Genomic DNA, 18352 nt, shown 5'->3' with positions numbered 1-18352 from the left:
AGCAGTAGTATATTGTAGGGTGACTTGTCTTGTGAAATAATCTTTTGCGTCATGTTTCCTATTTTATAACATTTTATATACTTTGCCTACTTTTTTTCTGGGCTACCCCGAATTATTGAGCGGATACTATCTTACCACCTACTTGCCGAACACTAATGCTCCCAGAGTATCCAATACCAATTGAGGAGCCACTTTGGTCAACATTGATAGAATTGTCTTCTATATTAATTACGTAAGTTTTTTCTTCATTACTATCTAAAATTTTATATAATTCTGAAACTACTTCTTCTAATAATTTTTCACTGGTGATATTTTTACCACTGGTGAGTAAAAGATTTGCTTTATCTCCTGAAATGAAAGATACTTCAATCAAATACTGGGTTGTGATTACTTTGATTGTTTTGGGTATAAAAAAATTATAACCTAAAGCCAGTATAATCATTGTGACAATTACTATTAGCCATATTCTTTCGCTTTCTTTTATTAATAAGAATAATGCTGCCACATACATACAAATCAAAACCTCAAATGGCACTCCTTTTTGATTTCTTGTTGTCTCAGTAATTTGAGCTTCAGTGACTCTAAAACCGGTAATGTTACGAATTAAATAAACAGCATTTCCCAATCTCACTGCTTTTTTGCTGAAGTATAGTTTAGAGCCTGTGAGTAAAGGAGTGACCCCTTGATTCTGAGACGAAGCCATAATTTCAATCTTTCAATCTGCTTATCAACCCCAAGAAGAGATGCTACAGCCTCCTGTTTATATATCAGGGGCTAATCCACAAAATTATGCAAAACCCAGAAAATAAATTAAAAAAATTACCAGCAGCACCCGAAACTAGAGTCAAAGCGAGAAATTTACCAAAATTCAGCCCTACTCCCCTGTCGGGTCGCTAACTGCCATCATTAATCACTCAAAAGCCCAGCCACCAACTTTTTAACTTGTAAATTGCACCACTTACACTTGAGCTTTCAAGTATATTACGACAAATAACACTGCTCGTAAACTGACATACATCAGGAATTATGTTAGACTTCCATCAGGAACTTTACGCACATCTATTTATGGCATCCACAAACGATCGCTTCGTCGAAGCAGAAAGCCGCTGGGATCTAAAAACTCTGTACGCAGACTTGGCCGCCGTTAAGGGAAAGCCTCTCACCCCCGTAGAAAAGCTCCACCTGCGGGGGTTGCTTTGTGGCAACAGTCCCGCTGAAATCGCCGAAAAGCTGCAAAAGAATCCCAAAGGTGTGGAAACTGACTTGTGTGCGACTATTTATAGATACGTTAAAGGCTTTGTGGGTAAAGGGATTGAAAAGATTGAAAATTGGAGAAATATTGCTGAATGGCTTGAAGATGCTGGATATAAAACTAAACCACCTGTTAAATTTCCTATTCCAGACGGTTTATCAGAAAATAGTAAAGTTAACGTAACTAATATAACTTTTGAAAACAATCAAATAAAAATTGGTGTATACCTACAAATAACTGTACCGCTACCTTCAGAAATATCAATACAAAACTTAGACCTCAACGATAACAACGCTAACTAAAATTTTGCTGCACTTCAACTGATTGGTAGGGTGAAGCGATTAAGATCGGGAAGGACGATCGCACTTTTACCTTGTCTCGGAGGACGATCGCACGCTGCATTTCTCACGTAAGGGCGATCGTACTTTTATTATGCTACGATTCAATCAGAGCGTCAGTGAGTAAAAAAATGGCAACAATTACCCTTCAAATTCCCGACGAACTAGCACTGCGGCTAGATACTCTCAAAGATGAATTACCACAGATTTTGATGCTGGGATTGAGGGAAGTCGAAGCCAATCCTGCAAATGGATTTTCTGGACTCACGCAAATCTTAGAATTTATAGCAAGTTTACCATCGCCACAAGAAATATTAGCCCTGCGTTTATCCGACTCTCTTCAAGCGGAAATCGATACTTTATTAGAGAAAAACCGCACGGAAGGACTAACGCCGATTGAGCAGCGTTTGTGGCAGCAATACGAATTTGTCGAACATTTAGTACGCATTGCCAAAGCACAAGCCCTGCTGAAACTGAGCGAGGCAGCATGAGTAAAACCTACTTTTCAGCTAGTCTGCGACGAATGGTATGCGATCGCGCTAACGGATGCTGCGAATATTGTTTAATTCCAGAAACAATCGCCCTCTCGTCTCATCAAATAGACCATATCATTGCAGAAAAACACAGCGGCGAAACAGTTGAAAGCAATCTGGCTTTGTTTTGCTCGCTTTGTAACAAAAATAAAGGCAGCGACATTGCCTCGATCGATCCAGAAACAGGTGAAGTGGTTCGACTTTACCATCCTCGAAAAGATCGCTGGGCAGACCATTTTCAACTTCAAACTGAAAGTGGTACGATCGAACCTCTAAGTGCGATCGGTCGAGTAAGTGTGTATTTATTGCAAGTTAATCGTGCAGAATGCCTGACTCAACGCAAGCTATTGAGCAAAACTCGATCGTTAACAATACCCGATTAATCGATCGCGTTCAAACCACACCATAAGCTTATCTACTTCTATATCCCTCTAACCCAAAATAAAATCAACGCTTACTTCAAACTCAGGAAAAGCTAGCGGCGCAACCATTTCTCCCCGCTCAAACTTTTGCATTGAAGTATAGCCATTTGCCGTCGGACAACGGTAAACTTCTAAACAATTCACCTCAAGATCCCACAACCATACTTCTTGAATACCAGAACGAGCATAGTTAGGAACTTTCACATTGCGATCGAAATCAACAGTGCTATCAGAAACCTCAACTAACAACAAAACTTCAGATGGTACTGGATGTGCAGTAGCGTAGTAGTCAGCGCGAGGTTGTAGCAATACAATATCCGGTTGAGGTTCTGTACGCTCACTTAACTGAATTGGGTTTTGAACATCCAAAATAGCACTTTCTTCTGGAAGTTGGCGAAACTGTCGGATCAGTCGCCGTACACAAGTTGCATGACGAGTACCAATTGCAGCCATTTGAACGATCTCTCCTTCTATCAATTCTACTCGGTCATCTTCACCCAAAATGCCAGCCTCACCCATTAGGTGATATTCTTGCACTGTAAATAGCCGTCTTTGCATTTGAACAGACATAACTATTCTCCTTATTCGGCAGTTGTATAAACTTTATCATTGTTGCCAGTAAGATTCAACCTACTGGCCGATCGCCCTAACTGAATCAAAATTAACTAATTGCTCGATCGCACTGTCAGCACTTGCGGCGGCGTAGCATCCGGCGGATACAAGAAATCCACCTGCACCAAACGGCGTTCCCCCGGCTTCAGGTTCACATTTACCAAAGCTTCACCCTGCTGTCCCCGGCGCTGGACAATGTGAATGTAGCGCGTCAAAGTCTTACCCGTATCATCATTAAACATCACCCGCACCGTACCTCGGAAAAATATTCGATTTTCCGGCGGATCGTAAAACATCAATCCAGCCGATTCTGTATTTGCCTTGATCGGTGTTTGCATTCTAATGCTGACAGATTGCGACTCACGAGATTTGTTGTAAAGCGGAAAAGTTAAATTGTATTGAATCCCGTAATTACCGTGAGCAAGATAAGCAGTATCGGGATAGCGAGCTAACATTTTAGCACTTTGAATTTGACCAGTCCCAAAAGTACCAGTATCAGTAGTGCTCAAGGCATAGGAAAATTCTTCCCCACGTTTGGGAATCGTTAAATAATCAGTTCTTGAACTGTCAGTAATTTTAGCTTGCCATTGGGAACCTTCAGCTACTCCCGAGACGCGCCCATAAATTTTTTGCAGTGGATTTTCGCCTCTGGGAGTTGGTGCCAAATCTCTCGGCCCGGCTAAACCTTTCGTGTTTAAAATATTTTCCCACTGTTCTAAAGTCGGATATTGCTCGACTCCTTCTTTAGTTTGAGGAGCAAACATCGCCAAACTAGCAACATAAACCGAATTGCTGCTCGAAACTCGCATCAAAGTCGATCGCCCGTTAGAAGAAGGCGTGACATTGCCCACAGGTATCGGCAAATTCATCAGCATTCGGCTCTGATTGCCCGGAATTTCGATCGCAGCAGGCAAAATGGCTTGTCTGTGCCCCCGCAGCACATCGCTGGTGATGCGGCTTCCAGGCCCCGCAAACACAGTGCCGAATCGATTTTCTAAATAGGACGGCAAATCGACAAACAAAGCATCCGGGCGAGTTAAATAAGTCGCTCCTTGCAGGATATTTAAAGTAACAGGTTCCGAGTTGGGATTGTGAACAATTATGCCTTGAAATAAGGTGCGAGTTTGGGCGCGATTTTTTGCCTTGGCGATGTGGTGGGCGAAGATGTCAAATCGGCCTTTGAAGGCAAAGTTTAAGTGTGCAGAAGGTACTTGTTTGGATTCCTCGGGAAATGTGGAGAGCAAAATGCCTTCGGTTTGTACAACTTCGGGGCTGTTACTGTTGAAAACGGGGATGCTGTCGAGTTTTCCCGGCAAAACGCGCACTTGCTGGGGCACCGTCACAGTTTTCAGCGGGGCGGTTGTCTGCGGTTGTGGTGGTAAATCCAGTTCGTTTTCCGGTAGCGGGACTTCTCGCTGAATTTGGATGACTTGTTGACTCGGAGGTTTCGGGATTGCTTGAGCTAAGGGTAGAATTGGTAACAAAAACATAGCTGTGAGCGCGTTTAACTGAACTTGCAAATTGCTTTGACACAAAGCAATCGACACAAAACTTTACCACAACTAGGTTGACATTTCCTTGAGTTTGGGAATTTTAGGTCAATTTTTGCGGATATAGTCAAATTTAGGACAAATTTTCAATGACGATAATTTTAACCAACGACGACGGCATTGATGCTCCGGGGATTCAGGCACTTTTGCAGGCTGTAGAGGGCAAGACAATTATGGTGGCCCCTCAAGGGCAACTTTCGGGCTGCGGGCATCAGGTGACGGCTCACAGTCCGATTCATGTCGATCGCCGATCGTCCGTCGAGTATGCTGTAGGAGGAACACCCGCAGACTGCGTGCGGATTGCTCTCAATCACGTTTGTCCAAAACCGGATTTGGTACTTTCCGGGATTAACGCCGGCGGCAATTTGGGCGTTGACGTGTACATTTCGGGTACGGTGGCTGCGGTGCGGGAAGCAGCCATGCACGGTATTCCTGGCATCGCAATTTCCCATAGAATTAAAAGGCCGCTGGAAATTGACTGGGATGTCGCGACTCGCTGGACATCGCGGGTGTTGGCCGATTTGCTCAACCGGGAATCAAAGCCGGGGTGTTTCTGGAATGTGAATTTTCCGCATTTAGCGCCGGGAAGTGCGGAACCGGAAATTGTGTTTTGTCGCCCTTCAACTCAGCCGCTGCCTGTGGTTTACCGCCAAGAGGGAGAATACTTTTATTATGTCGGAGAGTATGGCTCGCGCGATCGAGCTTTGGGAACTGATGTTGAGGTGTGTTTTGGCGGTAATATTGCGGTGACTGAGATCTCGCTGTGAGGGATTAGGTAGCAGGGCTATTTCATTCTCAGGACGATTACGATTTTGTAGGGGTAGTGCCCCCGTGCCTACCCCCTCTACCAACTCGGAGGGCGGGCACGGGGGCACCGCCCCTACAAGAGAATGAAACAGCCCTGGATTAGGTAGGGTGGTTTTATTCTCATACCAAAAGTATCGCTTAAAGGTCGGCTCGCGCTTGGGCCAAGGTATGTAGTTGCGCTTGGGCGCTATACGCTCATATTAGGAAATAGCGCTTTCATCGCAACTACGTACCTCAGATTAAAGGTTCTTAGCTTATACTATAAATAGCGCTTTCATCGCAACTACGTACCTCAGATTAAAGGCTCTTTCCTTAATATTATAAAGAGCGCTGAAGCGCAACTACGTACCTAAATTGTCTGACGACAATAAAACCGCACATATAGCCTAAATATAATATTTTATTGCTCAATTACCACAATCAACCAATCTGATGATTGCGAGCATTCTCTGCGGATACGCTCTAATAATAAACCCGTTTTCGGATGAGCCAAAAACGGGATAGTTGTTAAATAAGTTGAACCTTGAGAGGAATGACAATCGAACAAAATTAATTGCCATCCCTAGAATGGTAGCTATCTCTCCTTCTGACCGTCCCTGCTACCAAAATTTTTATTGTCATCCTTCGGCTTAGCAACACCATCAGGTTGTTTTTTTGGCTTTTTGACTTCTTTGTTGCTTTTTCTCTCTTTTGACATAATCATTCCTCAATTTTGACTCAAAAAACATCGATAGAAACCTCTGCCTAACTGCAAGTAAAGAAAGTTGCCCGACAGACAGGTGCGATATCGTGTTCGGTCAATTAGCCTTAATAGAATAAGTTTGTAGTCAGGACTTAATTTTTCAGCATTTTCTGAGGACTTAACCCACTACAAACTTATTTTACAGTGTTTTCAGCGGACACGAGTTTACTTGCTGTTAGTATCGTATCATCTTTGGTAGATTATAAACTAGGTTTTGCACTCCTAGCATCTACTCTTAGGCATATCCATAAATTCCTCATGTGTAGAATGTCGGAAATTACTTTATTTCCTAGAGTTTGTAGCATCAACGTTCCACTCAGCCGATTAATTTCGCGACTCGCAAAGCAGAGGTAATCGCTCCTTCGTGCAAGCCATCCCCCAAATAAGCTCCCGCATGATAGGTATTGTTCTCGCCGTTAGTCTCGATAACTTCGTTTCGGTATCGAAAAGACTCGACGCTATACAGTGGCGTGTGATGTTTTTGAATGTGAATAATTTGGTTTTTGTCGATCGCCTCCTCCAACTTAAACGCTAAACTGTACTCTCGCGGCGATGTGATACCGCAAAGCTGATTCAAGCTCGCATTGTAGCCCCAGCCGCTGTCCGTCTCGAAAAAATCGAATTCCGATAATTTGCGAATACCGTAGCGATCGTACATCGAAGTATCCGAATGCAGCACAGTTGTGGCATAATTGGGTTTCCAGGCCGCAAACCGCTTCGTTTCCGCCTCCGTCGGGTCAGCCAACAGCCTCATCACTTGGTCTGGCGGCATCGCAAAAACCACCTTATCAAATTCCTGAATTTCCCCATTGGTCAGCACAATTTTTACAGCACCAGCACTTCGGAAAATCTTGGCAATCTCCACATTCAGCAGTATATCCCCTTTAAACCGCTCCAGAATCTTTTCAATGTAAGAATAGACCCCCCCTTTAATCCTCACCCAATTCACCGAAGCATATTCGCGCAGCACCGGCATCGCCAATTCCGCTGGAAAATCGTCGAGCAATTCAAACGGTATCGAGTAGCTGTACATCGTCAGCAACTTCAGCCAATCATTGCGAACGCACGAGCTTTTTAAACTCACAGAAAGCGGCATATCGTAGAAATCGTGCTGTTTAGCAAACCGCATTTTTAAAATAAATCCCGCCGAACGAGCGTAGAGACTGTCGAGTCGCAAATACTCAATCAGGCGTTGCATTCCCGTAAAATTTTTTTGAATAGCAACCGCCGACAAAAAGTGACCGCCATCTTTAAAAAACAGCGCTGAACCAATCTGCACAGGTTCTAATTCAACGCCTAGCTCCTGCATTAAAGCCACGAAATTGTAAAACACAGTGGGAAATTCCAGCACCCCATTTTCTAATATTTCATTGCAATCAGATTGATTTGGCAAAACATTTTTATTGAGCGTCCGAATGTGTCCGCCTAAAATCGGCTGACTTTCCAACACAGTGACGTGGTGTCCCTGTTTGTTGAGCCAGTAGGCTGTAGCCATACCGCTAGCTCCGCCCCCAACAATTGCAATTCTCATGGTTCTCTCCTAAATTGATAGAATGGAACATTAATCATCGAATGCTTAAGAGCTTAAAAAAAAGTTTGGAGTAATGAATGCAAGTCCTTAATTTTTATCGTTTCTAGCTTAGATCCGATCCCCCCTAACCCCCCTTAATAAGGGGGGGACTAGAAGCTGTTTCTAGTTTTATCGTTACCAGGTTGGCTCCGATCCCCCCTAACCCCCCTTAATAAGGGGGGGGATAAGAGTATTCTCAAATTCCCCCTTCTTAAGGGAGGATAAGAGTATTCTCAAAGTCCCCCGACTATCCGGGGGATTTAGGGGGATCTAGACTCGACTAAAAACGACATTTATTATGGTTTCAGTCTTAATTTGTCAGCCTAAAATCGCATCGCCGGACAAACGTTGATAAAGCAGCGCCCCCGTCCAAAATGTCGGCGCAAAGCCTGGATAGCCCGAGGATGCGTTGCAGAAATAGAAATTGTTGAGGGATGTTTCGTGATTTAGCCGATCGACTCCCATGTTTTTTGGCGTCAGAGTAGAACCGTAGGAATTGCCGTTAGGACACCAGCAAAAGCGCTCGTTAGTCGTAGGACTTCCGGTGATGTGAAACACCATGTGTTTGCGGAAATCTGGAACATAGTGTTTTTCTACCACGTCTAAAATCGAGTCGAAAATCTCTTGTTTCTTCTGCCTGTAAGCTTTGCGGTCTGTGTCCCAAAGTTGTTTAAAATAACTGTAGTTTGCCACAGTCAGAAATTCTACAATTTGACAATCTTCTGGACAATCGGGCCGCGCTTCGGTGAGCAAAGTCGGCGTTGTAATCGCAAAACTCGGACGAGAAAAATCATTTTTGTCATACATTTGAGCAAAAGCTTCATTCAGATCCAAATGTTCCGAATGAAACGTATTCCACTTGCCAAAGCCGTAGTCTCGCAGGTCGATATCTTTGACAACGCAGTACACCATGTAGTTGGATGCAGAATACTCATAATCGAGTTTCCGCCGCACTGTTTTTGAGAACATTTCCTCACCAATCATCTTGGCGGCTCTTTTGGGGTCGAGGTTACAAATCACCGTGTCGCCCGTGAATTCATGGGTTTGATGCGTGGTCAAATCCATCGCTTCAACTCCCGTGACAGTTCTATCTGTCAGCCTGAAATTCGTGACTTCATGGTTTAGTAAAACTTTCCCGCCGTTGGATTCAATGACTTTAACTAAAGAATTGATGACATCTTCAAAATGCTGCGTCGGATAAAATGCACCTTCTTGATAGCCTCGAAATAAAGCAATCCAAGCATAGAAAGAAAGTTGGTTGGGAGGTAGCAAAAAGTCCGGCCATTGCAGTGCTAATAAAGTTTGGGCGGCTTGCGGGAGTTGGAATTTATCGAAAACGTCTTGGAGTGTGCTGTTGAGGTGTTGGACGGCGCAGAATACGTCACCGAAATTTTTGAGCAATTCAATTGGTTTGACGGGAGGAGCGAGTTTTCTGAGTCCCTCGCCGGTTTTTTCGACTTCGTTGACGAATTTGCGAATGTTCTCGCTGGCTTCGGGAAACAGCGCCGACAATCTGCGGATCAGTTCGTCTGGTTCCGAGGGAATATCTAGCGCATATCCGGGCATTCTCATATGGTCAAAGCCATTCGGATCGTAGCGCTCAAAGGTGACATCGCGATCGAGACCCAGTTTTTTGAGGACTCGATTGACTGTATGTCCTTCGCCGCAGTCCCAAACGTAGTGGAATTGGGCGTTAAACGTGTATTTTTTGGCCATTGTAAAGGTGTGGCCAAAGCCTCCGGGATGCTCGTGAGCTTCCAGGATGTGCACGGTTTTGCCGGAGTTTGCCATTAAGGCTCCGAAAACCAATGCTGATAAACCACTACCGACGATGAGGTAATCTGTTTTCATGGGATATTTCCTCGATCGATTGAATCGGGCGATCGTTTTTAAAAGGAAGAAGGAAGAATGAAGAAGGAAGAATGAAGAAGGAGGAAGCGACTACATGAGTTTGTGCAACTAAGAACGTCCCAACCATCTTGGCGATTCTTGCTATAGCAATCCTAAATCATTCATACAAATTTGTAGGGGTAGTGCCCCCGTGCCTACCCCCTAATCTATCGGAGTAACCGGTAAATTTGTAGGGGTAGTGCCCCCGTGCCTACCCCCTAATCTATCGGAGTAACCGGGCTCGGGAAGAGTTGCTACAATTAATTACGCAAATAATTTAGAGTTGCTATATCTTTATCTAAACTAACTCTAAATTTTCAGAAAAGTGTCAAGTCAAGCAACAAAATTGCTGGGCGAGTTGCTTGAAACATTGTATGAAAGCCATCTTCCGGCTGCTGTTAAGATTGATTAAGCATTTATACAGGTCTCTTATAGCTTCGAGGGCGGGCTTTCTGGTTCTCCCTACAATAGAAGAAACCGGGTTTCTAGCCATGACGTTGGCAATAATTCTTATGGAACTCAAGAAACCCGGTTTCTCGGAACAAATCTTGGGTTTAGCAATGCAGCATCCGTTCACAAACCGGGTTTCTACCTTTGTGCGTATGCCTTAAGGTATAGAGACATCTACTCAATTAGGATGATGTTAATCAGATGCACAAAGTCTTATTTGTGTGGCACGATGACATCAAAAAAAGCATCATCCAAATCGTAACCAAACATCTGCGACATTGCCATCAACTTCGATTTACTCGGAATTCCCTGCTGGTTCAACCAATCAGTCAGCACAAAAATTTTGCTCATCAAAAACATTTCCAAAGCTTCAGGATTGTACTGAATGCCTTGGGTTCGGTGGAATTGGTGCGGTACTAACATCGCGGCATAGCGGGCCAATTCTCCGGCTTTCCAATCCAGCAAAAAGGGCAGCCAAGGATAACAAGCATCCAAGCGAATAAACCAAAGCCGCACTTCGGGAAGTTCTGATATTTCTCGCGGATCTAATTCTTCGCGCGGATACTCAATTTCAAATTGTACCTGTTGTTCGTTTTGGGCGATCGCTCCTGCGGCCAGCCACTGTTCAATAACAGTCCGCACCGGAGACAAATCTAAGCTGTTTATGCGATCGGCATCAATCGCTATCATAATACTCATAAAAAGTCAACCTTATAGCATTAAGTAAGTCATTATTTATAGTACCACCAATTAGCTCGCTCCCGGTAAATCAACCGCAATAAAAAGGTTCGTAGTGAGGACTTTAGTCCTTCTGATTGCGGACTGAAGTCCTCACTACGAACAGGTTGGTTGGTAGTGAGGACTTTAGTCCTTCTGATTGCGGACTGAAGTCCTCACTACGAACAGGTTGGTTGGTAGTGAGGACTTTAGTCCTTCTGATTGCGGACTGAAGTCCTCACTACGAAGATTGTAATCGTTAATTTTTTCGCAGAATATCAGCCATTTTTTCCAAATTTGGTATCCTGTAAAGAATTGCCAATACCCTGGATAATTCCCCGCCCGATCAAGCCAATTCCCCGCCCTATAACTTGAGTTAAAACGTAAACAACAGCAGTACCCAACAACGAAATAACCGCGCGAACCCTAGGTGCGATCGCATCCCGAGTTTCCAGCACCAAAGTTAAAGCCAACTGCCACCCAGAAAGCTGTGCTAACTCCAAATTTCTTGGAGCATAAATAGAAATTCTTTTAATTCCAAAATCAGCCAAAACAAACAGCCAAAACCTGCTTTCAAAAATAGCTTTCGGTTCTACAAAATAGCTATCCCAGCGATATCTCCACGATAAATCATTCCGAAACCGCTCAATTTCCCGTGTTGAAATTAACTTGCCATCGTAAAAAGTTTGCTTGATTTCCTCAATATCCGCAAAATTATTGAGCAAAGGCTGCACGACTCCGCTAGCAACTTGAATTACCAAATTTGCTAACAATGCTTCTGCTCGCTGCATCGCTTGCGGGCTGCCAGCAACACAAGAAAGATTGTCAACTGTGAGCGGAATTTCAAATAACAAATGTGCAAATAAATCAACTGTCATCGGAATTTTGTCAAGGATTTCTGCGGCAACTGCTGTTTCATCTGCCAGCAGAACCGGCACCACTTCTACGCCGCCACCACTCCATAAATTAGCAGCGATTTCCCCTTGACTTTCTGGCAGTAGTTTCAAGCTTGTTTGACTGCTGTCAACAACCAGATTTTCTCCCATTTGCAGCGTATAGTATCTGCCAAAAAAATCTACGATTGTCGCTTCCCACAAATCCCGCAAAATAGCAGGCATTTTTTCGGACAATTGAGTTTGCTGCACTTGCCCCAAGCGCAATTCCTCCAGCAACTCCCGTAACTTCCGCAGGATGGAACTCATCAATTCGCGCTGTTTTGTCGATCGCAAAATATCGATTTCCAAAGGCACGCCAGTCAAATTGACCATATCAAACTGCAATTTAGCAGCCACCGAGTCAAACAAGCTGCCTTGCCAATTATTTGCCAGCACTAAAGATTGACCCGAACCTCGGGAATTCGTGACTTGCAACTGAGAATTATCCCACAAACTCTCCACTCTTCCTTCTCCCGTCTTTCTTCTCCCCTCGGACTCTTCCTTCTCCCCTCTTCGTTCTTCCGACTTCCCTGGAACTTCCAATAACTGACTGACAATCCAACGAGCAGCCAACAATTCTCGGCGGCGCCCTCTGACTACAATCCCATCTAAAATAGTGGCTAAGTCTGTCGAATCTGCCACTTGGATCTGTTCCAAATCAGCTTTAATACTTGCCAAAGCTGCATCTATTTCTCGCAATCCAGACACACAAAAATAAGCCAGAATTTTTTTGTGGACGGGCGTCTCAACTGTCAAACTCTCAGCATTTTCTTCTAGATTGGCTGGCGAATTTTCTATTGTTTTAACCGTCGCTGAATTTAGCTCTATTTGAGAGTTAGCTGGCGTATCTGTCGGCCAATAAGTGCCGCCAGATGCTACCACCCGAATAGCTTCTATTGTCTGGGAAATATCTCTATCTTTAGGACAATAGCCCTTCGCACCCGCAGCTTGTAACTGCCCCAACTGCTCCGGTGCGAGCGGCCCACCTAGGAGCAACAGCGGTAGGTTGGGGTACAAATTTTTGAACTCGCCACAAACTGCCAGCGTCTGTATGAGACCCGATCGCAAACTTAACCTCTCAACAGCCAAAATTACCAAATCAACGGGCTTCTTGGCCCAGAGAGAGGCGGTCGATCGAGCTTCCAGAACCTCCAACGCCTCGGTTCCCGTGACCACATCTGCGACAATTTCCAAATCAGGATACTGCTCGCAGGCGACTTTCAGCCCCAGTCGGAAAATGGGGTCGGGGTCGATCGACAGCAGTTGCAAATTACTCACTCGATTTTACCAAAAAATTGGGGTAGTGCCCCGTGCTTTGAGCATCGGCTTTTGCTATAGTTATAGGGGTTGAAAATCCCATGGTGGTGGCTTGTTAAGACTCCTTGAACCAGAAAGCAGAGTTTATATCTGCAAAATATTGGGTAGCGAAAGCCAAGAAAAACATAGCTAAGGGAAATAAGTAAGTACCCAAAGAAACAAAAGCCATCATTAATTTAATCTAACAGTACCTCGCGGGCACTAGGAATCTGCCTCGTTCGAGGGAAAGCATGGGGAGAAGACTGCCTCTACTATAAAAGGGAAGCCTGATATAGCAAGCCGACTTCTGTGAACCATGAATTAGAATCCCCGTCCGCGACGGTCGGGGAGTATGTCAAATTTTAGATACGAGATATTAGACGCGCCTCCCCTAAAACCGAATTACTCGGGGATCAAATTAGCATCAGGAGGTCCAGTCGGCTGAGGAATCGAAGGCGGCGGTTCCGGAGCCGGAGCCGGAGCAGGTTCCGGAGCCGGGGCTTGTTGTCTGGCGGGCGGATAGTAAGGTTCCGGCTCCCTCGCGGGCGGGTAGTAAGGTTCCGGCTCCCTCGCGGGCGGATAGTAAGGTTCCGGAGCCGGAGCCGGAGCCTCTTGTCTGGCAGGCGGATAGTAAGGTTCCGGAGCCGGAGCCGGAGCTTCTTCTCTGGCGGGCGGATAGTAAGGCTCCGGAGCCGGGGCGTACTCTTCCTGTCGCGGAGCCGGGGCGTACTCTTCCTGTCGCGGAGCCGGGGCGTACTCTTCCTGTCGCGGAGCCGGGGCGTACTCGCGAGCGGGCTCCGGCGGCGGCGCAGTGTTGGCTCTGAGTTCGGCACTCCAGCGCCCGATCGCACCTGCGGCCTCAGAGTGCAGCGCCCTACCGTAACCGACTTGGGAAGCCATATTAATCGCCGCCGACAGACTACCTTGAGATGCTAATTCCGCAGCTCGATCGAGAATCGGACGATCTTGAGCAACTTGCAGTTCGCTCACCCACTGATAGACATTATCCTGAGCTTTAGCGTAAAGAGTTCTACCGCTCTTAATTTCCGAAGCTTTGTCAATAGCCGCGCTCAGTTTTCCTTGCTTGGCCAGGGCGATCGCCTCATCTAAAAAAGGCTGATCTTGAATAACTTCTATGCGTTTCGTCCACTGAGCCAGGAGAGTTTGCGCCTCTACTCTGCGGGGACGGTTTTGAGAGATCAGAAGTACCTGAGCAATGCCGCCCTTAAGTCCTTCAACCGTTCCCGGTGCTGCCAACTGCTTCGCCAGATTCACAAAAGCTTGGTCTTCGATCCGCTGAATTTCGCGCCGCCAAGTAGCCACCAAAGTTTGAGCGTGAACCCGCCGAGGCTGACGCGGCCCGATGGTTTGCGCCTGCTCGATCGCCATCTGAAGCGCCCCGATTTGACCGAAACTGGCGATCGAGCTTGCCACTTGCAGCCGCAGCAAATCTTGAAACTGCACCTGTAAACTTTCAACTTGCACTTGAGCCTGCTTGTACAGCGGTCGGCCCGGAGCAATTTGGCTGGCAGCTCCCTGCCCTTCCAGCAAAGTAAAAATATGTTGTGCCAGTGGCGTCGATACCGACTGGTTCCACATCACCGCCTGAGCCCTACCCAACTGCATCAAATCTTGAGCTTCCGCAAACAGCGGGGAATCTTGGGGCACCACAGAAGCAGCCTCGATCGCCCCTGGGAGGTCTTTCCCCTTCAACCGCTTAGTCGCCATTGCCAGCAAAGTCCGGCTCCAGCCCTCAATTTCCTTTTCTGCTTTACCGCGGGCAAAAAGCTGCGGGTCTATTTTGCGAGCCAGGACGATCGCCTCAGCGAACTTTTGGGGAGTTCCCTCCTGCGCCAAATTTCTAGCCTCTTGCAAGCGCTGCCAGCCGTTTCTTTCCAGAGAAATTTGCTGGATCAGCTCGTTGTAGCGCTTCTGACTCCAGAAAATATTTTCCAGCTTAAACAGAGCTTGAGCGTAATCCCATGCCTTCCTCAAATCCTCACTTTTCAAAGCTGCTAGCGCTGTATCGTAGAGTTTTTGCCCCTCCTGCCAATTTTTTTCCCAAGCAGTCACAGCATCCTGTACCTCTGGGTAAGACGGACTGGTTTTCGGAATTTTCGCCACAATTCCCAGAGCGCCCTTCAAATCGCCCAGCTCAATTTTTGCCCTGGCAAATGCGAGCATGGCTTTCGACCATTCCCCGATCAAATGTTGGCCCTGCGAGTATAGCGGGTGTTCTTTCGGCCAAGCCTGCACCAGTCCTATTGCCGCTTCTAGCTGTTCTAGCTTGCCCGATTTAGCAGCTTGCTGAGCGCAGTAAAGTCGCTCTCCGTCCGCCGCCAATGGCGACAGTTGCTGGCAATTCGGTGGCGGAGGCATCGTCAGCAGCCACAGAAATGCAGCGGCACCCGTTACTCCAAATCCCACCAGGAGACTCAGCCAGATCAGTTGCCACTGCCAAAAAGTTCTTTTCCCCTCCCTCGGCGACGCCGTGAGGGAGGAACTCGCATCGCCTGTCGCCTCTGCACTCAACTGTGCCGTCGGTTTGGGGGATGGGTTGTATTTGGGTGGTGTGTGGAATTGGTCAGATTGTCGTCTCGCCATTACTTCAGCCTGTCCTGTAATGCGCTCTCTGCGTGACACTCCCACATCAAATCATCGATTGCGATGTGGGTTTCAGACTCCTGTTAAGGAGATCTAGAATTTCCTTCAAGGTACTTGCAATTTTTCCCTTTACGGCGTTTTGTAGTGAGGTTCGTGTCTAGCCCCACTGCTTGCTTCCAAGTATTTTAGGCTCAAGAAGCACGTAAATCATACCAGGTATCCAACAATTATTCACTGCTTCCGGTGCTGTTTAGCTGAAAAAACACTAGAAAGCCCTGTCAGTCTAGCGATTTTCGATTTTCTTTTCTTCGATTGTCGATTTGACTCCACAGATAAATTTGGCAGGGTTCTGAAAATGTTGCTACACAAAATTTCGATCGATTCGGGCCAACTAAAAAACCAAGTGGCTACCCAACCCGGATTTTGTCTCAACTTGTACCTGTGGCGGGTAGAACTATTTTTTTTGCTGAGTGCTAAATTTGATTTCTCGCCCAACGTGCCAATCGAGTTTCACTCTTAAGGTACGTTGTTGGGCTTTAGCCCTCTTTACACATATCTATAAAGAGGGCTAAAGCCCAACAACGTACCTCGGCCCGATCGACCCACTATCAATACTTGAATCATTTTATACCTTAAACAGCCACAGCAAAAATATCCCTTTTGCTTCTACCAGTGGCTGCCTCATCATTTACGAAGCTTTTGGCGTATCGCTAGGAGTTGATGCTGGCGTAGCTGACTCTGCCGATCTATATCCGTAGAAATCTATCCGGTAGTCTACAATTTTGACACCTGTTTGCTGTTGGATTTGTTCGATCAAGTCGATCGGCAATTCCACATGAACGTCGAGAATCTGAGCCGTATCCAGACAATTGACATGAGAGTGAGAGTCGCTGACATTCCCGTACAAGCGTCCTTCCGAGCGTTCGATGCACTCAATAATCCCTTCTCTCGACAAAGCTTCCAGATTTTGATAAACAGAAGTATGACCGATCCCCTTTGCTTGTTGGTTCAGGCGATCGTAAATTTCGCGAGCCGAGAGGTGTTCTTTTGCATCCCACAAAAGCTCTAGAATAAATCGACGCTGGCGGCTCAAGCGCATTCCCATCGCCTGACAGCGGTTTAAAGCATCTTCTAATGAACGAATTGGTTTCACAGCTACCGCCTTCTAAAGCCTGCTCGATTTTTATTTTGGTACAATACATTGCACGCCGGTCTATATATAGCTTAATTCTAACGCAGGGTTTCCCAAGACTAGAAGCTAGAGGGCAAAAATCTCCAAGATAGCGAATTCTCGATCGTTGCCGGATTAGCCCGCTGCCAGCACGCATCAAAAAATTCTCCTTCTCAAAAATATTGCCTTAACTGCTTCGTAAAACTTACCCAAACTTAACTAAAGCCATCTTTAGCTACAATGAAAGAGTTCACTTCCTGCGCTATTGGGTGGTCGGCCATCCCAAGGTAAGCAAGCTATCCCCCTCAAGCCGAGGGTTCCCAATTCAAAATATTTAAACTAGCATTCAAATCGCGATCGAGCGACAGGCCGCAAGCAGGACAATCGTAAGTCAGAACGCTGAGTGGCATATCTTTTTTATGCCCGCAATTGGCACAAATCTTAGAACTGGAAAACCATCGATCTACCAGCACTAATTGGGAGCCATACATTTGGCATTTATACTCTAACTGTCGCCTGAATTCGTAAAAACCCAAGTCGGATATCGCTCCGGCTAGCTTGTGATTTGCCAGCATTCCGCTGACATTTAAGTCTTCAATCTTAATTCGCCAGAAAGTCTGGGCTAAGTAAGTTGTCAACTTGTGAAGGAAGTCTTTACGAATGCAGGCAATTTTTGCGTGAATTTGGCGGATTTTGTCGTAGATTTTGCGTTGGTTGTTAGAACCTTTCACCTGCCTTGATGCTTGGCGCTGTAACCGTACCAGCTTGGTTTTCGCTTGTTTTAGCGGTTTTGGCGCATCAAACACTTGATTGTTTGGCAGGGTGGCGAAGGATTTGACACCTATGTCAATTCCTACAGAACTTTCTCTTTGTAGAATCGGTAAACGTTGGGCATCTACACAGAAAGATACGAACCAGCGATTTCCTTCTTTTGAGAGTGTGAAAGTCTGAGAAACAAAACTGCATGAGAGTGGCTCGTGCAATCGGAATGTTCCCAGTGTGGGAATTTTAATAGTCCTGCCTGCACTTAACAAAACTTTGCCGTTTGACGAATCAACCGTGAATGATTGACCGTCACGGCGACTGGCAAATTTTGGATGACCGGCTTTCCCCAAACGATATCTCCCAAACGCTTCTTTTAAATCAATCAAAGCGTTTTGGTAAACACGAGAAGACAACTGATTCATCCAAGCACATTCAGGTTGTTTCTTGACGTAGTTAGTGAGAACTTTCTTGATTTCGTTGATGACCTTTGAGTCAGAAAACTCACCTGCACCGTACATTTGGACTCGCAGGCCGGGACCCATGTTAAATACCACGCGCCTCCATCCTTTGTGTTTTGCCATCAAGGTCGCTTCTTGATTATTCAATTTGAGCGTTCGCTTGACGGCAAACATGGAACTGACTCTCAGCAATCAACTTTAGATAAGTTTAGCAAACTATTTGCCACTTAACTCTTGCTC

The 18352-nt window shown here is 45.8% G+C and carries 16 protein-coding genes; 5 read left to right on the top strand and 11 right to left on the bottom strand.

All coding sequences use genetic code 11. The annotated features are described in order from the left end of the window. Positions 1 to 112: 112 nt before the first annotated feature. Positions 113 to 703 carry a hypothetical protein gene (locus QZ918_RS14100; RefSeq protein ID WP_293336028.1) on the bottom strand — a complete coding sequence of 197 codons (591 nt, stop codon included), beginning with the start codon at positions 701 to 703 and terminating at the stop codon, positions 113 to 115. 323 nt (positions 704 to 1026) lie between these two features. Between QZ918_RS14100 and QZ918_RS14095 the strand changes: the two genes are divergently transcribed. The 3 genes from QZ918_RS14095 (at position 1027) to QZ918_RS14085 (ending at position 2506) form a co-directional block, all read left to right on the top strand. After that, the gene (locus QZ918_RS14095; RefSeq protein WP_293336026.1) at positions 1027 to 1554 is read left to right on the top strand and encodes a helix-turn-helix domain-containing protein; all 528 of its coding nucleotides are present in this window, start codon (positions 1027 to 1029) and stop codon (positions 1552 to 1554) included. Positions 1555 to 1721: 167 nt separating this feature from the next. Next, the gene (locus tag QZ918_RS14090) at positions 1722 to 2081 is read left to right on the top strand and encodes a hypothetical protein (RefSeq protein ID WP_293336024.1); all 360 of its coding nucleotides are present in this window, start codon (positions 1722 to 1724) and stop codon (positions 2079 to 2081) included. Next, a complete protein-coding gene (locus QZ918_RS14085; protein ID WP_293336022.1) occupies positions 2078 to 2506 on the top strand; it encodes an HNH endonuclease in 429 nt (142 codons plus the stop codon). Before QZ918_RS14090 ends, QZ918_RS14085 begins: the two co-directional genes overlap by 4 nt. A gap of 48 nt (positions 2507 to 2554) precedes the next feature. On the opposite strand, the gene QZ918_RS14080 is transcribed toward QZ918_RS14085, so the two are convergent. Further along, positions 2555 to 3115 carry a Uma2 family endonuclease gene (locus QZ918_RS14080; RefSeq protein ID WP_293185689.1) on the bottom strand — a complete coding sequence of 187 codons (561 nt, stop codon included), beginning with the start codon at positions 3113 to 3115 and terminating at the stop codon, positions 2555 to 2557. Positions 3116 to 3210: 95 nt separating this feature from the next. After that, a complete protein-coding gene (locus tag QZ918_RS14075; protein ID WP_293336030.1) occupies positions 3211 to 4647 on the bottom strand; it encodes a DUF3370 domain-containing protein in 1437 nt (478 codons plus the stop codon). Positions 4648 to 4796: 149 nt separating this feature from the next. Between QZ918_RS14075 and surE the strand changes: the two genes are divergently transcribed. After that, complete coding sequence (surE, locus tag QZ918_RS14070) at positions 4797 to 5474, top strand: 5'/3'-nucleotidase SurE (RefSeq protein ID WP_293336020.1); 678 nt, start codon at positions 4797 to 4799, stop codon at positions 5472 to 5474. 614 nt (positions 5475 to 6088) lie between these two features. On the opposite strand, the gene QZ918_RS14065 is transcribed toward surE, so the two are convergent. The 3 genes from QZ918_RS14065 to QZ918_RS14055 form a co-directional block, all read right to left on the bottom strand. After that, positions 6089 to 6211, bottom strand: coding sequence for a hypothetical protein (locus tag QZ918_RS14065; RefSeq protein ID WP_293157680.1), 123 nt, complete (start codon positions 6209 to 6211; stop codon positions 6089 to 6091). A gap of 361 nt (positions 6212 to 6572) precedes the next feature. Further along, the gene (locus tag QZ918_RS14060) at positions 6573 to 7787 is read right to left on the bottom strand and encodes an FAD-dependent oxidoreductase (RefSeq protein WP_293336018.1); all 1215 of its coding nucleotides are present in this window, start codon (positions 7785 to 7787) and stop codon (positions 6573 to 6575) included. A gap of 357 nt (positions 7788 to 8144) precedes the next feature. Then, a complete protein-coding gene (locus QZ918_RS14055; protein WP_293336016.1) occupies positions 8145 to 9677 on the bottom strand; it encodes a phytoene desaturase family protein in 1533 nt (510 codons plus the stop codon). 413 nt (positions 9678 to 10090) lie between these two features. On the opposite strand from QZ918_RS14055, the gene QZ918_RS14050 reads away from it, so the two are divergent. Continuing rightward, a complete protein-coding gene (locus QZ918_RS14050) occupies positions 10091 to 10327 on the top strand; it encodes a hypothetical protein (RefSeq protein WP_293336014.1) in 237 nt (78 codons plus the stop codon). A 52-nt stretch (positions 10328 to 10379) separates the two neighbouring features. On the opposite strand, the gene QZ918_RS14045 is transcribed toward QZ918_RS14050, so the two are convergent. The 5 genes from QZ918_RS14045 to QZ918_RS14025 form a co-directional block, all read right to left on the bottom strand. Beyond that, a complete protein-coding gene (locus tag QZ918_RS14045; protein WP_293336012.1) occupies positions 10380 to 10865 on the bottom strand; it encodes a CRR6 family NdhI maturation factor in 486 nt (161 codons plus the stop codon). A 296-nt stretch (positions 10866 to 11161) separates the two neighbouring features. Then, positions 11162 to 13096: a DUF3685 domain-containing protein gene (locus tag QZ918_RS14040; protein WP_293336011.1), complete on the bottom strand. Its 1935-nt coding sequence runs from the start codon at positions 13094 to 13096 to the stop codon at positions 11162 to 11164. Between the two features lie 420 nt (positions 13097 to 13516). Beyond that, positions 13517 to 15718, bottom strand: coding sequence for a hypothetical protein (locus QZ918_RS14035; protein WP_293336010.1), 2202 nt, complete (start codon positions 15716 to 15718; stop codon positions 13517 to 13519). Between the two features lie 688 nt (positions 15719 to 16406). Then, complete coding sequence (locus QZ918_RS14030; RefSeq protein WP_293336009.1) at positions 16407 to 16871, bottom strand: Fur family transcriptional regulator; 465 nt, start codon at positions 16869 to 16871, stop codon at positions 16407 to 16409. Positions 16872 to 17194: 323 nt separating this feature from the next. Then, positions 17195 to 18286 (bottom strand): RNA-guided endonuclease InsQ/TnpB family protein, encoded by a 1092-nt coding sequence (locus QZ918_RS14025; protein ID WP_293336008.1) that lies wholly within the window; start codon positions 18284 to 18286, stop codon positions 17195 to 17197. Positions 18287 to 18352 lie beyond the last annotated feature (66 nt).

The sequence above is a fragment of the Microcoleus sp. CAWBG58 genome (genome assembly GCF_020883045.1).
Classification (GTDB): Bacteria; Cyanobacteriota; Cyanobacteriia; order Cyanobacteriales; family Microcoleaceae; genus Microcoleus.
This window is presented reverse-complemented; position numbering and strand designations above follow the sequence as displayed.

Coding starts and splice junctions, on each gene's coding strand:
- QZ918_RS14025 (WP_293336008.1), bottom strand. CDS start 18,286: ATGTTTGCCGTCAAGCGAACGCTCAAATTGAATAATCAAGAAGCGACC.
- QZ918_RS14100 (WP_293336028.1), bottom strand. CDS start 703: ATGGCTTCGTCTCAGAATCAAGGGGTCACTCCTTTACTCACAGGCTCT.
- QZ918_RS14080 (WP_293185689.1), bottom strand. CDS start 3,115: ATGTCTGTTCAAATGCAAAGACGGCTATTTACAGTGCAAGAATATCAC.
- QZ918_RS14035 (WP_293336010.1), bottom strand. CDS start 15,718: ATGGCGAGACGACAATCTGACCAATTCCACACACCACCCAAATACAAC.
- QZ918_RS14055 (WP_293336016.1), bottom strand. CDS start 9,677: ATGAAAACAGATTACCTCATCGTCGGTAGTGGTTTATCAGCATTGGTT.
- QZ918_RS14065 (WP_293157680.1), bottom strand. CDS start 6,211: ATGTCAAAAGAGAGAAAAAGCAACAAAGAAGTCAAAAAGCCAAAAAAA.
- QZ918_RS14090 (WP_293336024.1), top strand. CDS start 1,722: ATGGCAACAATTACCCTTCAAATTCCCGACGAACTAGCACTGCGGCTA.
- QZ918_RS14095 (WP_293336026.1), top strand. CDS start 1,027: ATGTTAGACTTCCATCAGGAACTTTACGCACATCTATTTATGGCATCC.
- QZ918_RS14075 (WP_293336030.1), bottom strand. CDS start 4,647: ATGTTTTTGTTACCAATTCTACCCTTAGCTCAAGCAATCCCGAAACCT.
- QZ918_RS14085 (WP_293336022.1), top strand. CDS start 2,078: ATGAGTAAAACCTACTTTTCAGCTAGTCTGCGACGAATGGTATGCGAT.
- QZ918_RS14060 (WP_293336018.1), bottom strand. CDS start 7,787: ATGAGAATTGCAATTGTTGGGGGCGGAGCTAGCGGTATGGCTACAGCC.
- QZ918_RS14045 (WP_293336012.1), bottom strand. CDS start 10,865: ATGAGTATTATGATAGCGATTGATGCCGATCGCATAAACAGCTTAGAT.
- surE (WP_293336020.1), top strand. CDS start 4,797: ATGACGATAATTTTAACCAACGACGACGGCATTGATGCTCCGGGGATT.
- QZ918_RS14050 (WP_293336014.1), top strand. CDS start 10,091: ATGAAAGCCATCTTCCGGCTGCTGTTAAGATTGATTAAGCATTTATAC.